We start from the raw sequence: 24,019 nt of genomic DNA on the forward strand, positions 1-24,019 counted from the left end.
GCTTCCGGCCTGGAGCCGGTACCGGTGAGCCTCAGGCGATGGAGTTCGCCATGTCGGCGACGCCGCTCTCCTCGGACACCCGCGGGAGCGGCGCGTCCGAGGTGGCACCCAGCGGCGCGTTCCTGGCCAGGCCCGGGCTGCCCGCCTGCCACACGTCACGCGTGATCGGCGAGCCCTCCAGCAGGCGTGGCCGGTGGTCCGCGTCGACGATGTCGTGTTCGGTGCAGAACTCGAAGGAGATGCCGGTCATGGGGTCGGCGATGTAGACGCTGATCGAGCCGGACGCGGCGTGCCGAAGCACGTCCTTCTGGAGCTGCGCGCCCTGGCGCAGTGCGATGTTCCTGGCCCGCATCACATCGTCGATGTTCTCCACGAGGATGCAGAAGTGGTCCATGGACGCGGCGCACTGAGGGCTCGAACGGAAGATGCCGAGCGAGTGGTGATAGTTGTTCGCCGACCGCATGAACACCGCGTTGCGCTTGATCCAGTCCGACGCCCGGAACCCGAGGACGTCGGCGTAGAACCGATGCGCCGCGACGGGGTCGGATGAGAACCACACCGCGTGCAGCATCTCCGTCATGCGTACGGCGTCCTGAGCAGGCTTCACCGCCCGGGAGAGCATGTCGGTGTAGACATCGACCTCGACCCCGTCGGGATCGACGAACCGGAGACCGCGATCGATCCCATCGCCTTCCAGGTCACCGATCTCCTCGAATCGGACACCGCGCTCGTCCAGCCGGTTCGCGACCTCGGACAACGCCTCGTCACCCGTGAGCTGGAAGCCCACCCGCATCAGCCCGCGCCGGTGCCGGTTCTCCTCCAGCCGCAGCCAGTGGTGGTCATAGCCGCCGCCGAGGAAGCTCGTTTCCGCGGAACGGTCATGCACGGTGAGATGGCCGACGTTCGAGTAGAACCTCGTCGACTCGGCGAGGTCCGGGACACCCATCACGACGTATCCGAGACGCTCGACTGACTGCTCCATAGTTCCTCCAGTTTCCGGTTACGACCGAATTGCCAGTAATTGCGTGATTCTTGCCGCTCGTCAGTGGCCGGTCCACCAGAGGCCGCCCGCCGCGACGCGAAAGACGGGCGCGTTGCCGCCGCTCGTTCCGATGTAACCGACGACTTGACGCGTGCAAAGTTGTCATTAGAGTGTATACAGTTGTCGGGGTGATGCAAGGTCATGGGCCGAACCGTCGACTCCGTTCCACACGATCACTGGCGCCGCTTCCCAAGGAACCGCTATGACTCTCCTGCTTGATGACCGTTCGGTGAGCAGCGTGCTCGACCCGGCCTCACTCGTCGAGGCGATCGACCAGGCCATCCGGGCCGACGCGGAAGCCCCCGCCGACGTTCCCGGGCGGTTGAACCTCTCGGGGGGCGGCAGATTCTTCCGCATCATGCCCGCGGTGGTGCCCCGGTCGGGCGTCATGGGTCTCAAGGCGTTCTTCGGCGGCAACGGCGTGGGGGTCCGCTACCTGATCATGATCGCCTCCGTCGAGACCGGCGAGGTTCTGGCGATGATGGACGCCTGCCACCTCACGGCGGCGCGCACCGCCGCGACGAGCGTGGTCGCCGCACGGGCCCTGGGAGTCAAGGCGACCCGCCTCGGCGTTCTCGGGTCCGGCCTGGAGGCCGAGACCCACCTGCGCACCTTCGCCGCGGTGGGTGAGATCGACGAGGTCAAGGTGTTCAGCCCGAACCCGGTGAGCCGGGAGCGGCTCGCCGGCCGGCTGCGCGAGGAGCTCGGCCTACCGGTGGTGCCGGCCGCCACGACCGCGGAGGCGTGCGCCGATGTCGACCACGTGATCACCGCGACCAACACCGGCTACGGCGGCCCGATCGCGTGCGAGTCCGACTGGCTCCGGCCCGGCCTGCACATCAGCGCGATCGGCTCCACCCACCGTGACCTGCGCGAGCTCGATACGGCCGTCTTCAGGCGTGCGGGAACCCTCGTCTTCGACGCCGATCCGGAGCAGGTCGCGGACGAGTCCGGCGACATTCGGGAGTTCGTCGGCGAGGGCGGCAGCCTCAGCACCGTCCTGGGGCTCGGCGACCTGCTCCAAGGCAAGGTCGCGCTCCCCGAGGCCCCGCGGGGGGACCTCACCATCTTCAAGTCCGTCGGAACCGCGCTCCAGGACATGGTCGCCGCCGAGCTGGCGTACCGGCGCGCGATCGAGGCCGGCCTCGGAACCACCCTGGACAACCTGGCCGCGCCCAAGGGCCGCCGCTGACCGTCCGGGCCTCCCGGCTTTCCGCCACACGCACCTTTGATAAGGAGACGAACCCCATCATGACCACAGCCATCGGTAAGCACGACGCGCGCGACTGGGCCCGTGAGCACTTCCACGGTGTCAACAACGTGCTCATCCCCAGTTTCTCCACCGATCTGACCCGCCTGAACGAAAGCGGCGTCCGCCACGACGTCCGGCGGGTGATCGAACTCGGGTTCACCGGCACGCTGCTCGTCAGCGAGACCAACATCACCCTCGACGAGTACGTCCGCTTCACCGAGATCGCCCACGACGAGGCGGGTGGCCGGCTCAACCTGATCTTCCACGCGTCGTTCAACACGCTGGAGGAGAACATCACCGCCGCGCGGCGTGCCGAGGCCGCGGGAGCCCGCCTCGCGCTGCTGTCCTACCCGCCGAGCTTCTATCCGAAGTCCCTGCAGGAGATCTACGACTACACCAAGGCGTTCTGTGACGCCACCGACCTGGCCGTCATCCTCTTCCCGATGACACACTGGGGTTTCGAACGCCTCCACTCCGCCTCGTTGCCGGTCGACATGCTGGCCGACCTGGTCGACGCCGCGCCGAACGTCGTCTCGGTGAAGGCCGAAGGCGGATTCCCGTCGATCGCGGGCTTCGCACACGCCTGGCACCGGCTCTCGGAGAAGGTACTGATCACCATGCCGATCATCCAGGAGGCCATCGCGCTGGCCGCGCTCGTCCCGCTACGGGTGATCGCGACCTCGAACACCGAGTACTACGGCGACACCGCCCCGCGGATGCTGGCCCTGGCCCAGGAGGGCAAGGTCGACAAGGCCATGGACCTGCTCTGGAAGATCGCCCCCGCGTGGAAGGCCAACGGCAACGTCGCCCCCGTCCCGCACGCCCACTCCGTGAACCGGTCCGCGTGGAAGTACCAGGCGTGGCTCGCGGGCTTCAACGGCGGGCCGATGCGTGTCCCGGCGAACCGCCTGCACAGCGGCGAGATGGCGGCGTTCCGGCGAGCGCTGGTGGAGTCGGGGCTTTGGGTGACGGACGACCCTGACGAGGAGTACTTTGTCGGGCGCAACCCAGAATGATCACATGGCGGAGCGTGACACGGCTCGGGTGAGCTCCGCCGGGCCACCGGAGGTGTCCGACCTCCGGGAACACGCTCCGGCAGCACCGGTGACGCAGGCTTGAGGGGAGGCCGGGATGATCTTTTACAGTTTCTGGCAACTGTATACGCATGAGGAACCTATACTTGAGGGGTGCCGAAAAATACTCGAGGAGCGCCACAGAAGCCGATCCTCTCTCCTGTGAGCAGCGGAGCGCTCGGCAGCCTGGACCGGTCGTCCGGAGTCGCAGGTATGGGTGCCGTCTCACGTTCGACGCTCGGGGATCGTGTCTACGATCGCGTCCGTGAGGCCATCATCCGAGGAGAGCTCCCGGCCGGGACCGAGATCAACCAGGTTGAGCTCGCCAACACGCTCGGAGTGAGCCGGGTGCCGGTACGCGAGGCCCTGCGGCGACTCCAGGCGGAACGCCTGCTCGACGCCAACCCCTTCCAGCGCTACGTCGTCACGCAGCTCTCCCAGGAGCAGGTGCTCGAACTCTACGACCTGCGCCAGACGCTGGAGATCTTCGCCACGCTCCGTGCGCGATCTCGTCCCGATTTCCTCGACGTCGACCTGCCGGCGGCCCGGGCGGTCGCCGGTTCCATGGACCTGGACATGTCAGCCGAGGAGTGGCTCCAGGCGGACATGGAGTTCCACCACTCGCTGCACGGTCGCGGCTCCGCCGTGTCCAGCATCATCGACGAGGTACGGTTCCGGATCTACCGCTACGTGCACCTGGCCACCCCCGACCTCCCGCGTCGCCAGGAGGTGCTCGCCGAGCACCAGGCCATCCTCGGGGCCCTCGAACGAGGCGACGAGGACGAGATCCGCACCCTGATCGAGGCCCACGTCGAGCACACGCGTGACCGGCTCGTCCACATGAACTGGGGCGAGACCTCGGGCGGCTGAGACCGGAACCCGGATCTCTCTCCCCGAAAGCCACCCGGAACGCACCGGCTACGCGCCCTGAGCGGCCGCCCGTCGTGGCACGCCGCCGGGGTGTTCGAGCCGGTGCGCCCGTCCTCGGCGAGCACTCTCGCCACGCCGTGAGATCAGCCTCACGCCGAGCGCGTCGTCGGCGGCCGGAAGGCATTGCCACATTACCGATTACTGAATACACTTTTCATCGAATGAATACACTATTCACCTACTGAGAGGGTGCCGTGAGCGGTAGTGAACACCGGCCGACGCGGCGGGTCGGCACGCTGGGCAGCGAGCTCACCTTCGCGGGGCAGGCGACACGGGCCCTGCTCGACCGCAGGCCCGGACTGGGCGGCCCGGAGTACTTCCCCACCATGGACGACGTCGCCGCCGCCGTACTCGACGGCAGGATCGACCTGGGGGTGCTGACCTCGGAGACCTCCAACACCGCGTGTACCGAGACCGCCGCCCGCATCCTCGCCGGAGAGAAGCTCTTCATCAGCGACGAGATCGTGGTGCCGTACCACTGCGCCCTGCTCGGCAGACCGGGCAGCCGTCTGGACGACATCACATATGTGGGCGGGCACGGCTCCATCCGCCAGTGCCGTCGCTTTTTGGCGGAGCGGCTGCCCGCCGCCACGGTCGAGATCCACCCGCTGAACTCCGTGGCCGCGGCGCGGGAGGTGCTCGCCGGTGACGGCTCGATGGCCCTGATCGGCACCGAGGCCGTGGCCCGGGAGCTCGGCCTGGACATCATCGAGCGCGACGTCGACAACGGCAGCGTCGGCGGGTGGTGGGCGCTCGGCTCCGCGCTGGAGGTCTCCCCCGGTGCCGACCACCTGGCGGTCCGCGTCGACGGCGCTCAGGAGCTCGACGAGGCTCTCGCGCGCCTGGCCCCGCTCGGGCTGGCCGTACGCACGATCACGAACGCACCCACTGGCGAGATCTTCCGCTACCGCTACCTACTGGTGCTGCGTACGCGGAGCGGTGGGCCTCTCACCGAGCAGGCGATCGACGCCTTCGGCTCCCGGCTGGTCGGCGTCTTCGCCACGTCGACCGCTTCTTGACCATTCCGCCCGCCGTCGCGGCGAGCATGACCATGGAGGTGAGATGTCCGACTTCGCTGGAGCGGATGTTCTCGATCGCTACATCGAGCAGTGCAGGAACTGGGGGCGCTGGGGCGAGGACGACTCGCTCGGGACGATGAACTACGTCGGGCCCGAGGAGGTACGGCGCGCCGCGGCGCTCGTCGAGCACGGCGTGACCGTCTCCTGCTCACTCCCCTATGACCAGCGAGGCCCCCAGACCGGAAGCCTGCGGGCCAACCCGCGCAACGTGATGACGGCGACGGGCGCGGACCACCTGGCCGGAGCACAGGAAATCCTTCCGGCCGGGTTCGGCCCGGCCAAGGGCTACGGGCGTTCCGACGACATCCTCATCGTGCCCAACCAGGCCGGCACCCAGTGGGACTCGCTCTCGCACATCTTCTGGAAGGGGAAGATGTGGAACGGGTACTCCGCGGGTCTCGTCTCCTCCGGCGGAGCGGCCAAGAACGGCGTGGAGAACTACGCGGGCAAGTTCGTGATGCGAGGCGTGCTGCTCGACGTGGCCCGGCACCTGGGCGTGGACTCCCTCGAGCCCGGCTACCCGGTTTCCGTCGAGGAACTGGAGGCGACCGCGGAAGCCCAGGGCGTTCAGGTCCGGCGCGGGGACGCGGTGCTCATCCGCACCGGCTTCCTCGAGACTCGCCGGCACGCGTGGGGCGACTACGCGGGCGGTGCCGCCCCGGGAGTGTCGCTGCACACCGCCCCGTGGTTCCACGAGCGGGAGATCGCCGCGGTCGCCTCGGACACCTGGGGCGTCGAGGTCCGCCCCAACGAGATCGACTGCTTCCAGCCGTTCCATGTCGTGGCACTGGTCCACATGGGGCTGGCCATCGGCGAGATCTTCGACTTTCAGGAGCTCGCGGCCACCTGCGCCCACTACGGGAAGTACGAGTTCCTCTTCACCGCGCCCGCGTTGCCCATCACCGGTGCGTCCGGGTGCCCCGTCGGTGGTGTCGCGGTGCTGTGAGGCGCCCAGGACCGTCTTGACACCGCAAGAAAGAAGGAACCGATGACCGCGTTCGCCACGTCCACCCTCGCCCCGTCGCTCCCGGCCGTCCCGTCGACGCTGCTGGCCGGAGGGCGCTGGCGCCCAGCGGCGGGTGGAGCCACGTTCCCGGTGGACAACCCCGCGACCGGCGAGACGCTGATCGAGGTCGCCGACGCCGACGCGCAGGACGCGCTGGACGCGATCCGGGCCGCCTCCGACGCGCAGCCCTCCTTGGCCGCCCTGTCCCCCGCCCGGCGCGCCACGTTGCTGCGCCGGGTCGAGGCCGCGCTGCGCGAGCGTGCGGACGAGCTCGCCCTGCTCATCACCCTGGAGATGGGCAAGCCGATCACCGAGTCCCGCGGGGAGGTGACCTACGCCGCCGACTTCTTCGGCTGGTTCGCCGACGAGGCCCTCCGCATAGGAGGGGACTACCGGCTGTCCCCCACCGGGCTGACCCGCATCCTCGTCCAGCACAGGGCGGTGGGGCCCTGCCTGCTCGTCACACCGTGGAACTTCCCCCTGGCGATGGGGGCGCGCAAGATCGCCCCGGCGCTCGCAGCCGGCTGCCCGTCCGTGCTCAAGCCCGCCGAGCAGACGCCCCTGACCAGCCTGCTCCTGGCGCGGATCATCGAGGAGTGCGGTGCTCCGGCCGGCGCGGTCAATGTCGTCACCACCTCCCGTCCAGCCGCGGTCGTCGGCGCGGTGATCGGGTCCGGGCTCGCCCGCAAGCTCTCCTTCACCGGATCGACCGAGGTGGGCAAGCTGCTCCTGGCCCAGTGCTCGGCCCACGTCATGAGGACCTCGATGGAGCTGGGGGGGAACGCGCCTTTCATCGTCTGCGAGGACGCCGACCTCGACGCCGCGGTCGAGGGCGCGCTGCTGGCCAAGATGCGCAACGGCGGCCAGGCGTGTACGGCGGCCAACCGCTTCATCGTCGCGGAGTCGATCGCCCCCGAGTTCACCGGCAGGCTCGCGGCCCGCATGGGAGCGATGCGGGTCGCCGCCGGCTGGCAGGACGGCGCCGAGGTCGGGCCGCTCATCGACGACGCGGCGGTCGCGAAGTTCGAACGGCTGATGGCCGACGCCCTCAAGCGAGGCGCGACGATCGAGGTGGGGGGCGGATCGGCGAACGGCCGGTTCGTGGAACCCACCGTCCTGAGCGACGTCGCGCCGGGAACGGCACTGCTCGACGAGGAGATCTTCGGACCGCTCGCCCCGATCACCACCTTCCGCGAGGAGGAGGCGGCGGTGAACACGGCCAACGGCACCCCGTACGGACTGGTGAGCTACGTCTACACGCGCGACCTGGAGCGCGCGCTGCGCATGGTCGGGAACCTCGCCAGCGGCATGGTCGGGGTCAATGTCGGCGTCGTGTCGAACGCGGCCGCGCCCTTCGGCGGCATCAAGCAGTCCGGGCTCGGTCGCGAGGGCGGGCTCGAAGGCATCACGGAGTACCTCGACGCGACCTACGCGGCGATCCCGGTCTGACGACGGGCGGGCGCACGCGGTGCGCCCGCCGAACTCGGACGGGAGCGGGAAGCAAGCATGAACTGGCACGTCAAGGAGATGACAAATGCCGATGCGCATCGTGGGACTGCGCCATACCGGCGGATCGGTCCTGGTGGGGATCCTCACGGACGACGGCCTCGGGGTCTACGTCCTCGCGCCCCTGGAGGAGTTCTGGGCCGAACCCCGACGCTGGTTGGCCGGCAAGCCGGCCACCGAGCAGGTGGTGGCCATGTTGCCGCTGGACGATGTCGAGTTCGTCCCCCCGGTGCTGCCGGGCGCGAAGGTCATCTGTATCGGGCTGAACTATCTCAAGCACGTCGCGGAGGGTTCCTACGCGAGCGAGGGTGTGCCGCATTACCCCACCCTGTTCGCACGGTGGCCGAGCTCGCTCACCGTCGGAGGCGTGGGCATCCCGGTGCCGCCCGACGAGGACGGTGTGGACTGGGAGGGTGAGGTGGTGGCCTGGGTCGGTGCGACCCTCGTGGACGCCACGCCCGAGGAGGCCCTGGCGGCCGTGGTCGGCTACTCCACGTTCAACGACGTGACCTCGCGCCGGGCACAGAAGCTCACCTCCCAGTGGACGCTGGGCAAGAACGGAGACCGTTCCGGCGTGCTCGGACCGCTGGTACCGGCCGCCGAAGTGGGCGACCTGCGTGACGGGCTCAAGGTGGAGACGCGCGTGAACGGCACCGTGGTGCAGCAGGGCAGCACCGACGAGATGGTCTACACGGTCGGTGACACGCTCTCGCTCATCAGCCGGACCCTCACTCTCCGCCCCGGCGACCTGCTCGCCACCGGAACCCCGTCGGGGGTCGGCTACTCCCGGACACCGCCGTGGCTGCTGCGCCCCGGCGACGAAGTGGAGGTCGAGGTGGAGCGGCTCGGCGTGCTGCGGAACCCGGTCGTGGCCAACCAGGAGCGCCACGAGGTGCTGGGATCGGGCGCGTCCGCATGAGCGCCGCCCTTGGCTCCAGCCTGGCCGGCCCCCTTGAGGGCGTGCTCGTGGTCGACCTGTCCCGCGCCTTGGCGGGCCCCCACGCGACGATGATGCTGGGCGACCTCGGTGCCCGGGTGGTCAAGATCGAGGCACCGGGGCACGGAGACGACACCCGGGGCTGGGGACCGCCCTTCGTCGGAGACGAGGGGGAACGAGAGTCGACGTACTTCCTGTCGGCCAACCGGAACAAGGAGTCCGTCTGCCTGGACCTCAGGGACGACGACGACCGCGAGGTTCTGCTCGCCCTGGTGCGACGGGCGGACGTGCTGGTGGAGAACTTCCGGACCGGAGTCATGGAACGGCTCGGGCTGGGCGCCGACGCGCTCGGAAAGCTCAACCCGCGGCTCGTGCAACTGTCGATCACCGGCTTCGGCCACGACGGTCCCGAAGGCGGACGGCCGGGCTACGACCAGATCGCCCAGGGCGAGGGCGGCCTGATGTCCCTGACCGGATCGGCGCCGGACGACCCGCAACGGTTCGGGACGCCGATCTGCGATCTGCTCGCCGGCATGTACGGCGCCTACGGTGTCCTGGCGGCACTGCGCCAGCGTGAGTCGACCGGACGAGGCCAGGTCGTACGCACCTCACTGCTGGCCGCGGCCGTCGGCGTGCACGCCTTCCAGGGGACCCGCTGGACGGTCGCCGGCGAGGTCGGGCGGGCGGCGGGCAATCACCACGCGTCCATCTCGCCCTACGGGCTCTTCCGGTGCGCCGACGGAGCGGTACAGATCGCCGTAGGGAGCGAGGGGCTCTGGCAGAGGTTCTGCGCGGGTTTCGATCTCGACCCCGAGGAGCCGGGTATGGCCACGAACGCCCAACGCGTCGCGTCCCGTGACCGGGTCATCGAACTGGTCGAACGGGCCTTCGCGGACTGGAGCGCCGGCAACCTGCTCGAACGGCTACGCGAGCTGGGCATACCTGCCGGCAGGGTACGCACCCTGGACGAGGTCTACACCTGGGAGCAGACCCTGAGCCAGGGCCTGGTCATCGACGTCACGCACGAGACCCTGGGCCCGCTCACGTTGCCCGGGCCACCGCTGCGCTTCTTCGAACCGTCCGGGCGGGAGCACACCCGGACCGCGCACCGGCCGCCGCCCGTCCTCGACCAGCACGGGGAATCGGTGCGGCGCTGGGTCGGCGACGTGGTCCGATGACGCGTCGGCCGGGTGCCCTCGAACTGATCGAGGCGAACGTCGACCCGGGCTCCTGGCATTCGTGGGATGTGCCCATCGCCCCCGGCGACCGGGATCCGGAGTATGAGAAAGCGCTGTTCCAGGCTCGGGAACGTTCCAGTACGGACGAGGCCGTTGTCACCGGCCGGGCCCGGATCGGGGGTCACGACGTGGCACTCGTCGTGAGCGAGTTCCGCTTCCTCGGCGGGTCGATCGGTCGTGACGCGGCCGGGCGCATCGTAACGGCCGTGCGCCGCGCGACGGCCGAGCGGTTGCCCCTCATCGCCGCGCCCGCCTCCGGCGGTACCCGAATGCAGGAAGGCACGCCGGCCTTCGTCATGATGGTGGACATCTCCCGGGCCGTCGTCGAGCACAAGGCGGCCGGTCTGCCGTACCTGGTGTATCTGCGACACCCCACCACGGGCGGGGTGTTCGCGTCGTGGGGGTCGCTCGGGCACGTCACCGTGGCGGAACCGGGCGCCTTGATCGGTTTCCTGGGCCCATCGGTCTACGAGGCACTCAACGGGCATCCGTTCCCCGACGGTGTCCAGGTGGCCGAGAACCTGGTCGCCAAGGGGATCATCGACGCGGTCGTGCCCTGCGACCGGCTCGCCGGCGTCGCCTCGAAGGCGCTCGCCTTGCTGGCCGGGCCACCGGCCAGACCTGCGAGCGTGACCCGGGCGTGGGTCCCCGACACCGCCGTGGTGACACTCCCGGGGGATCCGTGGGACTCCATTCGGCTCAGTCGTCACCCGGACCGCCCAGGAGTCCGTGAGCTGTTACGCGTCGGGGCCGGCGAGGCCGTCGCCCTGTCGGGGACGGGCGCGGGCGAGCTCGGCCAGGGCATGCTGTGCGCCCTGGCCTCCTTTCAGGGGGTCGCGTGCGTCGTGATCGGTCAGGACCGACGCGCTCAGGCTCGCGGCGGCCCGCTTGACCATGATGATCTGCGCGTCGCGCGCCGTGGCATTCATCTCGCCCGGCAGCTGGGACGTCCGCTGGTCTGCGTCGTCGACACCCCCGGGGCCGAGCTCTCGGCAGAGGCGGAGGAGCGGGCTCTCGCCGGAGAGATAGCACGTTGCCTGGCCGACCTCGTCCAGCTCACCGTGCCGTCCGTGTCGGTACTCCTGGGAGAGGGGTGCGGTGGTGGAGCCCTCGCCCTTCTCCCCTGCCGAGCGCGCATCGCCGCCGAGCACGCGTGGCTCTCGCCCCTGCCGCCGGAGGGTGCGAGCGTGATCCTTCACGGTCACACCCGACTGGCGGCCGACATGGCACGCAGGCAGCGTGTCGGCTCCCACGAGCTGCTGGCTGACGGGGTGGTGCAGGCGGTCGTGCCCGAACCCGTCCCGGCGCACGAGAACCCCGAGGACTTCTGCCGGAGAGTGTCCGCGGCGATCGGGGCGCAGCTGCTCCAGCAGCTCGCCGCGTACCGGAGCGGCCAGGCGACGGCTTTCGGCGCCGGCGCGGCCTGCCCCGGCGGGTCGGATCCCGCACCCGCCAGGGCACGTCCCCGGGAGTTCCCAGATGGGCCGACCTCTTACGGGCCGGTCACCGGGAGCGGCGGGCGGTGTTCTTGCGCGGCGCCTTGACCGGCTGAGCCGCTCGGGGGGCACCGTGTATCGCGTCGATCCTGGCGTGCAGGCGGGCGAGCTCGTTCAGGATGGCGGCGAGGTGGTCCTCGGTCCGCTGTTCCTCGGCGGAGGTGTTCTGGTCGTCCATGGCGTTGACCACGACGGCGATGAACAGGTTGAGCACCACGTAGGAGGACATCAGGATGTAGCCGACGAAGAAGACCCAGGCCCAGGGCTTCTCCGCCATGACCGTCTGGGCGATGTCCGGCCAGGCCTCGCCGGTCATGACCTGGAACAGGGTGAACAGCGACGTCGGCAGCTCGTCGAAGTACTCGGGGGCGATTCCGCCGAACAGCTGGGTCGCGAGGACCGCCGAGACGTACATGACCAAAAGGAGCAGCCCGACGATCGCCGCCATCCCGGGCATGGCCGCGAACAGCGCACCGACGACCTTGCTCATGCTGGGGACCACCGAGACCAGGCGCAGCGCCCGCATGATCCGCAGGGCCCGCAACACGGAGGTCGGGCCGGACGCCGGGATCAGCGCGATGGTCACGATGGCCGCGTCGAACCAGTTCCACGGGTCCTTGAAGAACGTGCCCCGGTAGGCGTAGAGGCGGGCGGCGAGCTCGACGGTGAAGATCGCCAGGGCGATCCGGTCGACGGCGTGCAGGAACCCGCCGATCCGGTCCGTCAGATAGGAGGAGGTCTCACAGCCGATCGTGATCGCGTTGATCACGATGACGGCTACGACAACCCGCTGGAAGAGCCGGGTTTCAAGGAAGGAACGAATGCGTTCTCGCCCTGGCAAGAGGTCAGCTCCCGGAGGGGGAAGGGGGCAAATGCCGATCATCGTAAGCCCGCGCAGGCCACCCCTGAAAACCCCTGAATGTATGACATACGCCATAAAAGGAACCCTGCTCGTCCGCGACGCGTTGACCTCGGTGAAGAACCCCGGAGCGGGCCGGCCCCAGAAGATCGGCTAGCGCTGCGGACACGGAGATCCTCCCGCGTCGACGAGCCGGGAGGACATGAGCCGGCCACGAGGGCCGGATGGAAGGGCAAGGTGGGGGTGTCCGTGTCGTCGGACTCCGGCCATAGCAGAGGCCACGTGAAAGACCGTCGATCACGGGACAGGCGTCCTAGGTGAGCATCGCCCTCGGCCTGCTGGCCGTTCTGCTTCTGACCCTGGCCACCGGCTACTTCGTCGCCCAGGAGTTCGCCTATGTCACCGCCGATCGTCTGGCTCTGTCCCAGCAGGCCTCCGAGGGCGACAGGAAGGCCGCCCGCGCGATCAAGGTCATGGAGCGGCTGTCGTTCATGTTGTCGGGCGCCCAGCTCGGCATCACCGTCACCGCCCTGGTCGTCGGCTTCATCGCCAAACCCGCGCTGGCCGAGCTGATCGCCCCCGGGCTGGCCGCACTCGGCGTACCAGAGGGCGCGACCGGCGGCATCGCCCTGGTGCTCGGCTTCATCGTCGCCACCGTGATCCAGATGGTGCTGGGCGAGCTCGCCCCCAAAAACCTCGCGCTGGCCAGGCCCGAACCGCTGGCCCGCGCGCTGGCCTCCTCCACCCTGGCCTACCTGACGATCGCCGGGCCGATCATCCGGCTGTTCGACTCCGCGGCCAACAGGCTGCTGCGCGCGGTCGGCATCGAGCCGGTCGAGGAGCTGCACCACGGGGCGACGCTGGAGGAGCTCGGGCACATCATCGGCGAGTCCGAGGCCTACGGGCACCTGCCCGGCGACCAGGCCGACCTGTTGGAGCGGGCGCTGGCCTTCTCCGAGCACACCGCCGGGGAGGTCATGGTCCCGCACGCCGACGTCGTCGGCATCGCCGGCTCGGCCTTGATCCCTGAGCTGGACGAGCTGATCTCCCGTCACGGACACACCCACTATCCGGTGCTCGGCGACCGCCTGGACGACGTGATCGGCGTCGTGGGCCTGCGCGAACTGGTGGCGATCCCGGCCGACAAGGCCGCGAACACGCCGGTGGCCGACGTCGCCCGCGAAGTCCTGATGGTGCCCTTCTCCGTCTCGCTGCCCGACCTGGTCGCCCAGATGCACGCACGCGACGAGGAGGTCGCCTGCGTCCTCGACGAGCACGGCGGCCTGGCCGGGCTGGTCACCTGGGAGGACGTCGCCGAGGAACTCGTCGGGGAGATCACCGATGAGAACGACCTCGACACCCCCACCGTGGTCGCCACCGGTGACGGCTGGGAGATCGACGCGAGTCTGCGCATCGACGAGGTCTCCCTGGCCACCGGCCTGGAACTGCCCGACGAGGACGACTACGACACCGTCAGCGGGCTCATCCTGCAGCGTCTGGCCCGCTTCGCCGCGGCCGGTGACGTGGTCACCGTCGACCTGGTCCCCTCCATGGCCGAGCAGGCGCCCATGCATGCGGAGATCGAGGTGCTGACCCTCGACCGGCACGTACCCGACCGGGTCCGCCTGCGCCCCTTCCGGAACCCCGAGGCGGGCCAGGAAGGCGAGGAGGAGAAGTGAACCTGCCCACCGGCATTCTGCTGACCGTACTCCTTCTGATCGGCAACGGCTTCTTCGTCGCCTCCGAGTTCGCCCTCGTCGCGGCCAAACGGCACCGCCTGGAGAAGGAGGCCGCGCACGGTAGCCGCGCCGCCGCGGCGGCCGTGAAGGGCATCCGGGAGCTGTCGCTGATGCTCGCCGGCGCCCAGCTCGGCATCACCCTGTGCTCCCTCGGCCTGGGCGTGGTGTCCGAACCGCTGATCGCAGGCAGCCTGACACCGCTCTTCGGCGCCCTTGGCCTGCCCGAGGCCGCCGCGCACGCGGTCGCCTTCGTGATCGCGCTGGCCATCGTGACGTTCCTGCACATGGTGATCGGCGAGATGGCCCCCAAGTCATGGGCCATCGCCCACCCCGAGCGTTCGGCGACGGCCCTGGCGCTGCCCTTTCGCGGCTTCACCGTGGCCGTCCGGCCGATCCTGACCGCGCTCAACGGCGTCAGCAACCTGCTGCTGCGCATGTTCCGGGTGCGGCCCAGCGACGAGACGGCCAACCCTCGCACCCCCGAGCAGTTGCAGCACCTGGTGGAGGAGTCGCGCCGCCTGGGGCTCATCGAGACCGACGACCACGCGGTTCTCACCCAGGCCTTGCACGCCCCGAACGCGTCGATCGCCTCACTCACCGTCCCGGTGGGCGACATCGCCGGAGTGCCGATCGGCGCCTCGGCTCAAGAGATCGTCGGTGCCTCGGCCCGGACGCGCCGCACCCGCCTGGTGGTGTGGGACGGTGATCGCCCAGCAGGGGTGGTCCACGTCCGGGACGCCTACCTGGCCCGCAGGCGCGGCACCCGGATTCACGCTCGAGACATCGCCTACCGGCTGCCCGAACTCTCGGCGGAGACCTCGATCTCCCAGGCGGTCGCCGAACTACGCGCCGCTCACAGCCAGCTGGCGCTCGTCCGGACCGCGAACGGTTCCCTGGCCGGACTGGTCAGCCTGGACGACCTGCTGACCACCCTGCTCATTCCGGCATAGGACATCTTGCGTCGGCCCGCCGCTGGAAGGCGGCGGGCCGACGCGCGTGTGCTCAGCGGACGGGGATCAGGTCGCGGTGCAGGTGAGGGTGGGTGTTCCGCTGGTGCCGGAGCCGATGAACCCGAAGGTGGTGGCGGCGCCGGCGCCCAGTGAGCCGTTGTAGGCGGCGTTGCGGGCGCTGACCGCGGACCCGTTGGCGGTCACGGTCGCGCTCCACGCCGAGCTGACCTGCGCACCGCCGGTGAAGGTCCAGTTCACCGTCCAGCCGGTGATCGCGCTGGAGCCGGCGGTCACGCGTACCTCGGCCTGGAAGCCGCCGGACCACTGGGAGACGGTGTGGTAGGTGGCCGAGCAGCCGCCGGCCGGGGGCGAGGTGGGAGTCGGCGTGGGCGTGGGGGTCGGAGTCGGGGTCGGCGTGGGGGTCGGAGTCGGCGTGGGAGTCGGCGTGGGGGTGGGGGTGGGGTTCGTGCCGCCGGTGAAGTTGACGTCGCTGCAGAAGTAGTAGGACTGGTCGGAGTGGCTGGCCTGCCAGATGGTGTAGACGACGTGGTGGCCGGTACGGCCGGGCGCGTACACGTCGATGGGCGTGGTGAGGCCGGTGGGTTGCTTACCCACCTGGTTGACCAGTTCCAGGTCGCTCCACCTCAGCCGCTGGGTCTTGGGATCGTAGCCCTGTTTGGTGACGTAGACGCGTATGTAGTCCGCACCGTGCGAGGCCTGGTCCATCAGGTTCATGGTGAACCTGGCGGGGCGGTCCACGGTCTTCCACGCGCCCGGCACGTCCATGGAGGAGTAGCGGCCGCTTTCGGTCAGGCCACCGCTGCACAGCTGCCCGTCGGGGATCGCGGCCTGGTGGTTACCGGCGACGCCCTCGCGGTACAGCCCGTTCCAGTTCCACATCGCGTTGGTGTTGTTCTGCCAGGCCTGCCAGCACATGGGGTCCTGCTGGGCCATGGCCGGGTTCTGGAAGTCGCTCCCCCAGCGCAGCCAGCAGCCGTAGTTGCGCGAGGGCGGGTCGCTGATCGAGCCGTGCGCCGAGGCGGGGACGACCATCACGGTGGTGAGCATGAGTGCGGCCGCGACCGCGACGAACACCCGCCGGAACCTGGTCCGGCGGAGGGGCGCGTCGTCGGATACGTAGGTCTGGTCGCGTAAGAGTCGGAGCACGCGTGACCTCATCTGCACAGTTTTCCTTTCGAATGCCGGGGTGACGAGTCCTGGCGCGCCGAGTGAGGGCCGAGTCCTCACGCCAGAGGTGTCCCCACCGTCACCCAGTCCCCTGTCAGCGGCAACAGTGATCTACGGCTCTCGGCGGGCGATGGGCCGGGAGCTGGCCATACACCGCAAAACCGGATGAAAAGTTCATCCACTCCGCCGGCGCTCGTAGGCGCCGACGAGCGCGAAGCCGGGCCGCGATCGTCCGTCCGACGAGAGTGGGCTCGACGGGCCGGTTCACCTGCTCGGCGGGGGGCGGCCGCGGAGCCTCCGGGAAGCCCTCGGCCCCCGGCGGCCGCTACCTCCGGGGGCCGAGAGCAGGTGGGCTACACGAACCGCCACAGGCGGTCGTCGGCTCCGGTGTCGTCCGCGAGCACGACCTGGGCGCCCTGGGCGGTGGACCCGCCGCTGAGGCCGAGGACCCGGCCGCCGTTGGCGCACTGGATGCGGAAGTGCCCGGCGGCGCCGTACCGCAGTCGCCACCGGTGGTCGGCGGTGCCGTTGTCGGCCCACTGGAGCACCCGGGCGCCGGCGGCGGTGCCGGCGTTCTCGACGCCGAGCACCTTGCCGCTGTTGGAGTTGCGCAGGCGCAGGTAGCCGCCGGAGTCGACCACGGCGGTCCAGAGGTGGTCGGCGGTGCCGTTGTCGCCCCACTGGATCACCAGGCCGCCGTCGGCGGTGGACATGTTCTGCACGCCCAGCACCAACCCGCTGGCCAGGTTCTGGATCCGCCGGGCGCCGTTCGGCACGAACCGCCACTGGTTGTCCGCGGTTCCGTTGTCCGGGTCCTGGACGGCCTGGGCCCCGGCGGCGGTGGAGGCGTTGAGGATGGCGAGCAGCTTGCCGCTGTTGACATTGCGGATCTTGTGGGATCCGTCGCCGACGTCGACGATCGTCCAGCGGTGGTCGGCGGTGCCGTTGTCGGCCCACTGCAGGACGCGGGCGTTGTCGGCGACGGACATGTTCTCCACGCCCAGCACCCTTCCGCTGTTGACGTTGCGGAACCGTACGGCGGCACCGTCGACGATCAGCTCCCAGTCGTGGTCCGCCGTTCCGGTGTCGCCCCACTGAAGCGCCAGGCCGCCGTCGGCGGTGGACATGTCCTGGATGCCCAGCACCAGGCCGGAGGTCGCGTTGACCAGCCGATGACCGGTGGTCCCGCCGCCCTGGCCGCCCGCGTTCCAGTAGACGGTGTAGTTGTGCCCGTGCGCGTCGTAGAACGGGATCAGGTTGACCGTCGCCGAATTGGCGGTGGCGGTGAAGGCGAGCGCGCTGCCGCTGGTCCGGGTGATCGACGTGGTGTTCAGGGCCGGGAGCGCGGGCAGCGCGGTGCCGCCGTAGTTCCCGGACAGCACGACCGGCCCGTAGGTGATCGCCGAGACGTTCGGGTTGTCGTTGGCGGCCTTCATGATCACTCGCATGGGCAGGCGTACCGTGACGGTGTCGCCGGAGGTCCAGGAGCGGGTGAGGACGGCGTATGTGCCGGGGGTGGTGTCCAGGTTCTGCTGGACGCCGTTGACGCTGATCGTGGCACCGGCGGTCCAGCCCGGTATGCGGATCCGCATCGGCCATGAGCCGCCGGCACCGCCGGTGACCCGCAGGGTGGTGGTGTCGCTCGCCGGATAGGACGTCGTCTGGGTGACCGTGATGCCGCGCTGGGTCCAGTTCAGCACCGACGGCGCGAACAGGTTCACGGTCAGCGTGGTGCCGTTGTGGAAGTAGATCGAGTCCATCAGCTTGGTCTGCGTCTCCAGCCCCGTGCCCTGACAGCAGGTGAAGGCGTTGTAGTCGTTGCTGTAGGTGCGCCGCCCGCCGGGCCTCAGCGGCGTGAAGTAGCAGACGTGGCCGTGGGCGTCGGACGGGTTCTGCTGGCCGATGAGCTGGTTCAGCAGTGCCTGCTCGTAGTAGTCGAACAGCGCGGCCCGGTCCGGGTAGAGCAGGAACAGCTCCCGGGTGAGCTTGAGCATGTTGTAGGTGTTGCAGCTCTCGCAGGTGTCGTCGGTCAGGTACGCGGCGATGGCGTTGGGCGCCCGGAAGTGCTCCCCCTGGCTGTTGCCGCCGATCGCGTAGGTGTGGGCGGCGACGCACATGTTCCAGGCGTTCACCGCGATGTCGCGGTAGCGGGTGGTGCCCGTCGCCTTGTACTCGCGGGCGGCGCCGACCCACTTGGGGATCTGGGTGTTGGCGTGCAGGCCGTTGAGCCGGTCCTGGCCGGCAGCCAGCGGGTCGAAGACGGCGGCGTGGTCGAACCGCTGCGCGACGGTCATCCACCGCGCGTCGCCGGTCTGCTGGTAGAGGTCCGCCAGCACGGCGTTCATGCCGCCGAACTCGATGGTCATCGTGGTCTGCATCTGGGCCTGGCTCAACCGGCCGGTGCGCCAGTCGACCCATCCGGCGAACCGCAGGAGCACGTCGCGCGCCTGCGTGTTGTCCGTGTACCGCCACACGTCGAGCAGCCCGGCCAGCGTCTTGTGGAGGCAGTAGTACGGCACCCCCTTGCGGACGCCGGTCTCCACGGTGTCGAGGTCGGACTCCGGGAAACCGGACAGGTATCCGGCGTTGAAACCGGCCGCGGCGTTGTTCGCCTGGCATTTGGCGAGCTCGGCCACCATGTAGGCGGCCTTGTCCCGGCAGACGGTGTCGCCGAGCACCGCGTACGCCTGGGCCCAGGCGCTGAGGAAGTGGCCCTGGCTGTGGCTGCGGAACTCCCACGTCGGCGACTCCCAGCCGCCGCACGCCGCAGCCCCCTGAGTGGACAGGCGGTGGTTGGCGCGGAAGTTGTACAGCAGCCGGTCCACGTCGATGAACCGCAGGTAGGACAGTGTGCGGTTCTGGTTGTCCAGCCAGCGACCGGTCGTCAGCCGCACCTGTCCGAGTTCGAACGGGTACGCCGACACACCGATGTCGGCTCGGGCCGGGGCGACCGCGGCCTCGGCCGCCGGGACACCGGCGACCTGGCCAGCGGTGGAGGCGACGACGGCGACGCCGGCGGCCTGGAGCAGTTGACGGCGGCTGAGCGATGAGGGTGACACCTGGCCTCCTGGACATTGGCGAATCGATTGTTAGCGTTAACATTTGTTAGCGTTAACAATCGGCGATCTCAAGCACCGGGCCTGCGTCACGGTAGGCGGTCGAACGGGACCGGTCAATGCCCGCGCGACGCCATGGCCCGAACGACGGCGTCGGCGCGGAAATTTTCACGGAAGGGGTGCACGTCGGAGCGTGCCGATGGACACGGCGACCTCACCTGAGCACGGCGCCCAGTCGAGGGGCCCGCCGATCCCTGCCCGCCCCCTCTCGGTGAACCGAGAGGGGGTGTTTCGATCAGAAGTCGAGTTGGGCCTTCTCAGCGGCCCGGCCGGCGGGTTATCAAGAGCCGGAGAGCACACGCACACGCCGTTCCCGCTCACGACCACCACCCCGATGTGATGAAGGACGACATGCGCCGGCTATGGGCAGTGATCGTACGAACGCTCTGCATCGCGGCCCTGGCCGCGACCGGGCTCACCGCGGCGGCCACGGCGGCCCCGGCGGCCCCGGCGGCCGACCCCCCTCGCTGGGGGTTCGCCGTCGTCAGGAGCGGCGCCGTCGTGGATTCCGTGCGCCAGGCGGGCTCATGGCCGGACGGGCTCAAGGTCGAGGCCGTCGCGGGCGGCCCCGGCCAGGTGCTCGTGAGGTTCCCGCAGATCGGCATGGCCGCCGGAGGAGTCGCCCACGTCACGGCGATCTCCCAGTCCGCCGACTGGTGCCAGGTCCAGGATTGGTGGCAGTCGGGCGCCGACGAGATCGTGGCGGTGCAGTGCCACCGGTTCGGTGTGGGCCCGATCGCCTCGTGGTTCTCCGTCACCTTCGGGTACAGCGCCCAGTACCTGCCCGCGCCCCAGGCGTTCGGGTACGTGCGCTGGAACGGCTCCGCCGTGGCCGCGCAGTTCAACTCCTCGGCGCCGGCCGCGGTGAACACCGTCGCGCCGTTGACGAACCCGGGGCTGTGGCGGGTCACCCTGCCGGGGCTCGGCTCGGCGGGCCACGCCGGGAACATCCAGGTCACCGCGGTCGACCCGGCCGTACCGGCGCGCTGCAAGCTGGGGGGATGGACCGCGACGACGGCCGCGCAGAACATCATCGTGCGCTGCTACGACGCCACCGGCACCCCGCTGAACACCGGATGGAGCCTGACCTACCACCGCGAGCGGGCCATCACCTGGACACCCCAGCCGTACCGCTTCGCCTACACCTTCGACAACGCCCCCGACACCCCGGGTGTCTACCTGCCGACGCCGTACCCGGTCAGCCACAACTCGCAGTCCGGGGGCGTGCAGCTCAGCAGGTCCGCGGTCGCCAGGAAGCAGGTGATCTTCGGCGGCCTCAACGGATACCGGGACAACGTCCAGGTCACCGCGTTCGGCTACGGCCCGGAGTTCTGCAACCTGTTAGCCCCCTGGGAGACGTACTCGACGTACGTGAGCATCCGGTACGTCACCTGCTACAACGGCGCCGTCCAGGTCGACCATCCGGCGATGATCACATACCTGGCCCGCTGACCGGCCCGCTCCGGAGCGCGCCAAGAGCGTCGAACACGGCCTGCCGGAGTGGCCGGGCTCCGCAGAGGTTCGCGAGCTCCAGCGCCGCGTTCAGGTGAGCGCGCGCATTGGGCCTCTTCAAGGCCGCCGCGCGCCAGCAAGGCCGAGATGAGCGAGTTTCCGACGAACAGCGGCCCGAGGTCGAGGCCGCTGTTCTTGCCCGCTTCCACGGCCAGTCGCCCGTCGTGGACGGCCTCGTCGAGATCGCCCCTGGCGAGCATGACCATCGATCGGTAGGTGAACGCGGGAGCGATCCCGCGTAGTGAGCCGGCATTGCGGCTGTGCTCGAGCACCGTCTCGATGGACGACAGGAGCCGCGGGTGGTCGCACGGGCTCAGCGCGTACCACGCGCACGTCAGCAGGGGGAACGTCTGCGGCTGCCCGATCAGGCGATCGCCGGTGGTGGCCCGCAGGGCGCGCCGCTCGGCCGACGCGCGCCGGTTCCGCATCGCGTCATGGAGCGCGAGGCTGCACTCGAGCATCAGGCCGCCGGAGGAGGAGTCGGGTTCCTGCGCGCCGAACTCGTCGAGCGACGCGACGAGGTCGGTGCCGTGCGGCGTTCCTTAGGCCACCATGCCGATGCAGGACTGCAGCGCCCTGCGCGCGCTGACGGAGAGCCGGCTCTCTCTGCCGAGGGCGGACTGACACACCAGTGCCGCCTGTCTGGGCCGGCCGATCGTCCAGGTGGTGCAGGCGAGAAGGAAGGCGATCTCGGCGCGCCGCTCGGGGTCGGGCTCCAGGGTGAGCACCTCGGACAGGCGTTCGACGGCCTGCGGCATGTTCACCAGCGCCTCGGTCATGCCGAGCCTGGTCAGCACGTTCAGTCGCTGGTCGGTGCGGGCTTCGTCGAGTTGCCTGCGCAGGAACGCGACCGCGCCGTCGACCGAGCCGCGGGCCAGGCTGAGGTCGATGGCCTCGTTGAGTGTCGCCGTCAAATCGTGATCGCCCATACCTGGAGGAATCCGGAGCAGGTGGGTTGCCGCCCTGATCGGGTCATGGCCGGCCATCGCGGCGCCGACGGCACGCAGGTGAAGGTCGACCAGTCTGCTCGCCCTGATTCCGGTGTAGACCGCGGACTGGATCAGCGAATGACCGAACGAGAAACGCGCGGGCACCCCATGTGACGTGACCAGATCATTGACGACCAGCGCGGACACGGCGTCGAGCGCCTCTCGTGACGAGAGCCCCGCCACCGTGCCGAGCGCGTGGGCGTCGGCGCCGTCGCCGAGTACGGCCAGGGCGTGCGCCACGCTCGTGGCGTGTCCCGGTAGGTGACGGAGCTGTCCGGCGACGAAGCGTTCGATGTTCGGTGAGCCCTGGAGCAGGGCGAGTGCGTGGCCTTCCGGTGCGGTCAGCTGACGGCCGAGCTCGCGTACCAGGAACGGGTTTCCGCGCGTCGCGTCGTAACATCGCCGGATGAGTTCCTCGTCCGGTGGGGCGGCGATGAAGCCGGCCAGCAGTTCGGCGCAGCCACCGGGGGTCAGCGGAGTCAGCGTGGCCGTGATGGCCGGAGGCAGGCCGGCGATGACCGAGGCGATGTGATCGACACGTTCGGAGCCCGGGCGCAGTCCGAGCACGACCACCGCCGGCAGCCCGTCCAGCCGCGCGGCCAGGTAGGCGAGGAACTGCGCGGACGAGGCGTCGCCCTAGTGCAGATCGTCCACCACGATCAGGAGTGGGTTGCGTGACGCCAGGTCGTGGACGAGCCAGAAGAGCGAGTTGATGATCGCATATTCCCCCTGCGGGGTGGCCGGATCGGCGCTCGCCGGTCGCAGGACGGCCGGCGCCGGCACCGCGGGGTCCCTGGCGAACGGCTCGAACAGTTGCCGGACGCAGCCACAGGCGTAGTCGACTTCGAGGTCGGTGCCGCGAGCGCCGGCGACCGTGAAACCCAGCTTCTCCGCCTGCACCCGGGCATGTTCCAGCAGGCTCGTCTTTCCGATTCCGGCCGGTCCCTCCACGAGCAGCAGGCCGCCGCGCTGACCGGTCATCGCGGCGTTCAGGATCTGGTCGATGAGGTGCGTCTCCGCCGTTCGCTCCACCAGGGCGGGCACGGCGGAAACGCTCTCGGTTCTCCGGGTCTCGGACACGACCGCCGGGCCGGGGTCGAGACCGGGGTCCTGCCGGAGGATCGCCGTTTCGAGTTCGCGGAGCGGGGGCCTCGGGTCGATGCCCAGTTCGTCGAGCAGCCGGTCGCGCAGCCGGTGATAGACCGCCAGCGCATCGGTCTGCCGCCCGCTGCGGTACAGGGCGACCATCAGCAGTCCGTGCAGATCCTTGTCGTATGGATACGGCTCGACCAGGCTATCCAGCTCCGGCACCAGCTCCATGTGCCTCCCGAGCGCCAGCCTGGCCTCCGCCAGTACCCGCTCCGTGCTGTGGCGTAGCCGTTCGAGCCTGGCCGCCTGCTCCTTGAACCAGGACAGCTCCGCCAGGTCCTCCAGGGGACGCCCGCGCCACAGTTCCAGGGCGGCCGTGAGCGTGGACGCCCGCACGGCGGGATCTGCCGCCCGTTTTCCCCGCTCGATGAGGGCTTCGGCCATCCGGACATCCGTCGCCACCGCGTCTATCTCTGGAGCGGATCGTCCCCCATCGGCGTGCAGCTTCCGTTCTTCGTGGATCAGAGCGACCCTTTGAAGACCCATCACAGCGTGCTGGGACCGTTCGGCATCCGGCGAGTCAGCCGGGTGTACGCGATCGTCGATCCGAAGGGAAACCCCCCGGCGAACCCCTCGGCGTTCGGGAAGGGAGCCGTGCTGTTCGTTCCGGTGCGGGACACCGAGGGCGAAATCCGGCGACTCGCCGAACCACGGATGGAGTACGGCTTCCACGCCAGCGCCGGATCACGTGACGTCCCGGTCGACCTGGTCGCCGAGGAGTACTTCCACGGCCGGATCGACTGGTTCGTCGTCCCGTTCACCGTGCCGATCGGCGCCGTGGCGAGCGTGCGCGGCCTCGTCGTCACCGACGTCTTCGGAGAACGCACCTGGATCTCGCCGGCCATATCCGAGGACTGGAAACTGTTCCGGACGAGCGTGGCCGGTGGCGCGGGAGGCGTCGCCGGCCACGATCTCACCATCCTCGACACGGCCGACCACATCCAGGAGAGCGCGCCCC

General features: G+C 69.7%; 19 protein-coding genes. 12 read left to right on the top strand and 7 right to left on the bottom strand.

Annotation, left to right across the window (positions count from 1 at the left end; translation table 11 throughout):
* Positions 1-31 precede the first annotated feature (31 nt).
* Complete coding sequence (locus AB0J58_RS11100; RefSeq protein ID WP_364213344.1) at positions 32-982, bottom strand: VOC family protein; 951 nt, start codon at positions 980-982, stop codon at positions 32-34.
* 262 nt (positions 983-1,244) lie between these two features.
* Between AB0J58_RS11100 and AB0J58_RS11105 the strand changes: the two genes are divergently transcribed.
* The 9 genes from AB0J58_RS11105 to AB0J58_RS11145 all read left to right on the top strand — a co-directional run bounded on the left by AB0J58_RS11105 (position 1,245) and on the right by AB0J58_RS11145 (position 11,607).
* On the top strand, positions 1,245-2,234 hold the full coding sequence (locus AB0J58_RS11105; protein WP_364213347.1) for an ornithine cyclodeaminase family protein: 990 nt from the start codon (positions 1,245-1,247) through the stop codon (positions 2,232-2,234).
* A 59-nt stretch (positions 2,235-2,293) separates the two neighbouring features.
* Positions 2,294-3,310, top strand: a complete 1,017-nt coding sequence (locus AB0J58_RS11110) for a dihydrodipicolinate synthase family protein (protein WP_364213350.1) — start codon at positions 2,294-2,296, stop codon at positions 3,308-3,310.
* Between the two features lie 219 nt (positions 3,311-3,529).
* Positions 3,530-4,237 carry a GntR family transcriptional regulator gene (locus AB0J58_RS11115; RefSeq protein WP_364213352.1) on the top strand — a complete coding sequence of 236 codons (708 nt, stop codon included), beginning with the start codon at positions 3,530-3,532 and terminating at the stop codon, positions 4,235-4,237.
* A gap of 254 nt (positions 4,238-4,491) precedes the next feature.
* Positions 4,492-5,316: a prephenate dehydratase domain-containing protein gene (locus tag AB0J58_RS11120; protein ID WP_364213355.1), complete on the top strand. Its 825-nt coding sequence runs from the start codon at positions 4,492-4,494 to the stop codon at positions 5,314-5,316.
* Positions 5,317-5,359: 43 nt separating this feature from the next.
* Positions 5,360-6,322 carry a cyclase family protein gene (locus tag AB0J58_RS11125; protein ID WP_364213358.1) on the top strand — a complete coding sequence of 321 codons (963 nt, stop codon included), beginning with the start codon at positions 5,360-5,362 and terminating at the stop codon, positions 6,320-6,322.
* 42 nt (positions 6,323-6,364) lie between these two features.
* Positions 6,365-7,831 carry an NAD-dependent succinate-semialdehyde dehydrogenase gene (locus AB0J58_RS11130; RefSeq protein ID WP_364213361.1) on the top strand — a complete coding sequence of 489 codons (1,467 nt, stop codon included), beginning with the start codon at positions 6,365-6,367 and terminating at the stop codon, positions 7,829-7,831.
* 85 nt (positions 7,832-7,916) lie between these two features.
* Positions 7,917-8,807 (top strand): fumarylacetoacetate hydrolase family protein, encoded by an 891-nt coding sequence (locus AB0J58_RS11135; protein WP_364213364.1) that lies wholly within the window; start codon positions 7,917-7,919, stop codon positions 8,805-8,807.
* Positions 8,804-10,003 carry a CoA transferase gene (locus tag AB0J58_RS11140; protein ID WP_364213367.1) on the top strand — a complete coding sequence of 400 codons (1,200 nt, stop codon included), beginning with the start codon at positions 8,804-8,806 and terminating at the stop codon, positions 10,001-10,003. Before AB0J58_RS11135 ends, AB0J58_RS11140 begins: the two co-directional genes overlap by 4 nt.
* Positions 10,000-11,607 (top strand): carboxyl transferase domain-containing protein, encoded by a 1,608-nt coding sequence (locus AB0J58_RS11145; protein ID WP_364213370.1) that lies wholly within the window; start codon positions 10,000-10,002, stop codon positions 11,605-11,607. The genes AB0J58_RS11140 and AB0J58_RS11145 overlap by 4 nt, the downstream gene beginning before the upstream one ends.
* Here the strand turns inward: AB0J58_RS11145 and AB0J58_RS11150 are convergent.
* Complete coding sequence (locus AB0J58_RS11150) at positions 11,567-12,442, bottom strand: ion transporter (protein ID WP_364213373.1); 876 nt, start codon at positions 12,440-12,442, stop codon at positions 11,567-11,569. The genes AB0J58_RS11145 and AB0J58_RS11150 overlap by 41 nt on opposite strands.
* Before the next feature lie 293 nt (positions 12,443-12,735).
* Between AB0J58_RS11150 and AB0J58_RS11155 the strand changes: the two genes are divergently transcribed.
* Both AB0J58_RS11155 and AB0J58_RS11160 read left to right on the top strand, forming a co-directional pair.
* Entirely contained in the window at positions 12,736-14,097 is a 1,362-nt protein-coding gene (locus AB0J58_RS11155) for a hemolysin family protein (RefSeq protein WP_364213376.1), read from the top strand.
* On the top strand, positions 14,094-15,107 hold the full coding sequence (locus tag AB0J58_RS11160) for a hemolysin family protein (protein ID WP_364213379.1): 1,014 nt from the start codon (positions 14,094-14,096) through the stop codon (positions 15,105-15,107). Before AB0J58_RS11155 ends, AB0J58_RS11160 begins: the two co-directional genes overlap by 4 nt.
* Positions 15,108-15,173: 66 nt before the next feature.
* Here AB0J58_RS11160 and AB0J58_RS11165 read toward each other — a convergent pair whose 3' ends face one another.
* On the bottom strand, positions 15,174-16,274 hold the full coding sequence (locus tag AB0J58_RS11165; protein WP_364213382.1) for a lytic polysaccharide monooxygenase: 1,101 nt from the start codon (positions 16,272-16,274) through the stop codon (positions 15,174-15,176).
* A gap of 374 nt (positions 16,275-16,648) precedes the next feature.
* Complete coding sequence (locus AB0J58_RS11170) at positions 16,649-19,354, bottom strand: beta-L-arabinofuranosidase domain-containing protein (RefSeq protein WP_364213385.1); 2,706 nt, start codon at positions 19,352-19,354, stop codon at positions 16,649-16,651.
* Positions 19,355-19,780: 426 nt separating this feature from the next.
* Here AB0J58_RS11170 and AB0J58_RS11175 point away from each other — a divergent pair, with 426 nt between their 5' ends.
* Positions 19,781-20,863, top strand: coding sequence for a hypothetical protein (locus AB0J58_RS11175; RefSeq protein ID WP_364213388.1), 1,083 nt, complete (start codon positions 19,781-19,783; stop codon positions 20,861-20,863).
* Here the strand turns inward: AB0J58_RS11175 and AB0J58_RS11180 are convergent.
* The 3 genes from AB0J58_RS11180 to AB0J58_RS11190 all read right to left on the bottom strand — a co-directional run bounded on the left by AB0J58_RS11180 (position 20,806) and on the right by AB0J58_RS11190 (position 23,445).
* The gene (locus AB0J58_RS11180) at positions 20,806-21,384 is read right to left on the bottom strand and encodes a hypothetical protein (protein WP_364213391.1); all 579 of its coding nucleotides are present in this window, start codon (positions 21,382-21,384) and stop codon (positions 20,806-20,808) included. The genes AB0J58_RS11175 and AB0J58_RS11180 overlap by 58 nt on opposite strands.
* Positions 21,385-21,465: 81 nt before the next feature.
* Positions 21,466-22,485, bottom strand: coding sequence for a hypothetical protein (locus AB0J58_RS11185; RefSeq protein ID WP_364213393.1), 1,020 nt, complete (start codon positions 22,483-22,485; stop codon positions 21,466-21,468).
* 63 nt (positions 22,486-22,548) lie between these two features.
* Complete coding sequence (locus AB0J58_RS11190) at positions 22,549-23,445, bottom strand: BTAD domain-containing putative transcriptional regulator (protein WP_364213396.1); 897 nt, start codon at positions 23,443-23,445, stop codon at positions 22,549-22,551.
* Positions 23,446-24,019 lie beyond the last annotated feature (574 nt).

Source organism: Streptosporangium sp. NPDC049644 (assembly GCF_040675205.1).
GTDB classification, from domain to species: Bacteria; Actinomycetota; Actinomycetes; order Streptosporangiales; family Streptosporangiaceae; genus Streptosporangium; species Streptosporangium fukuiense.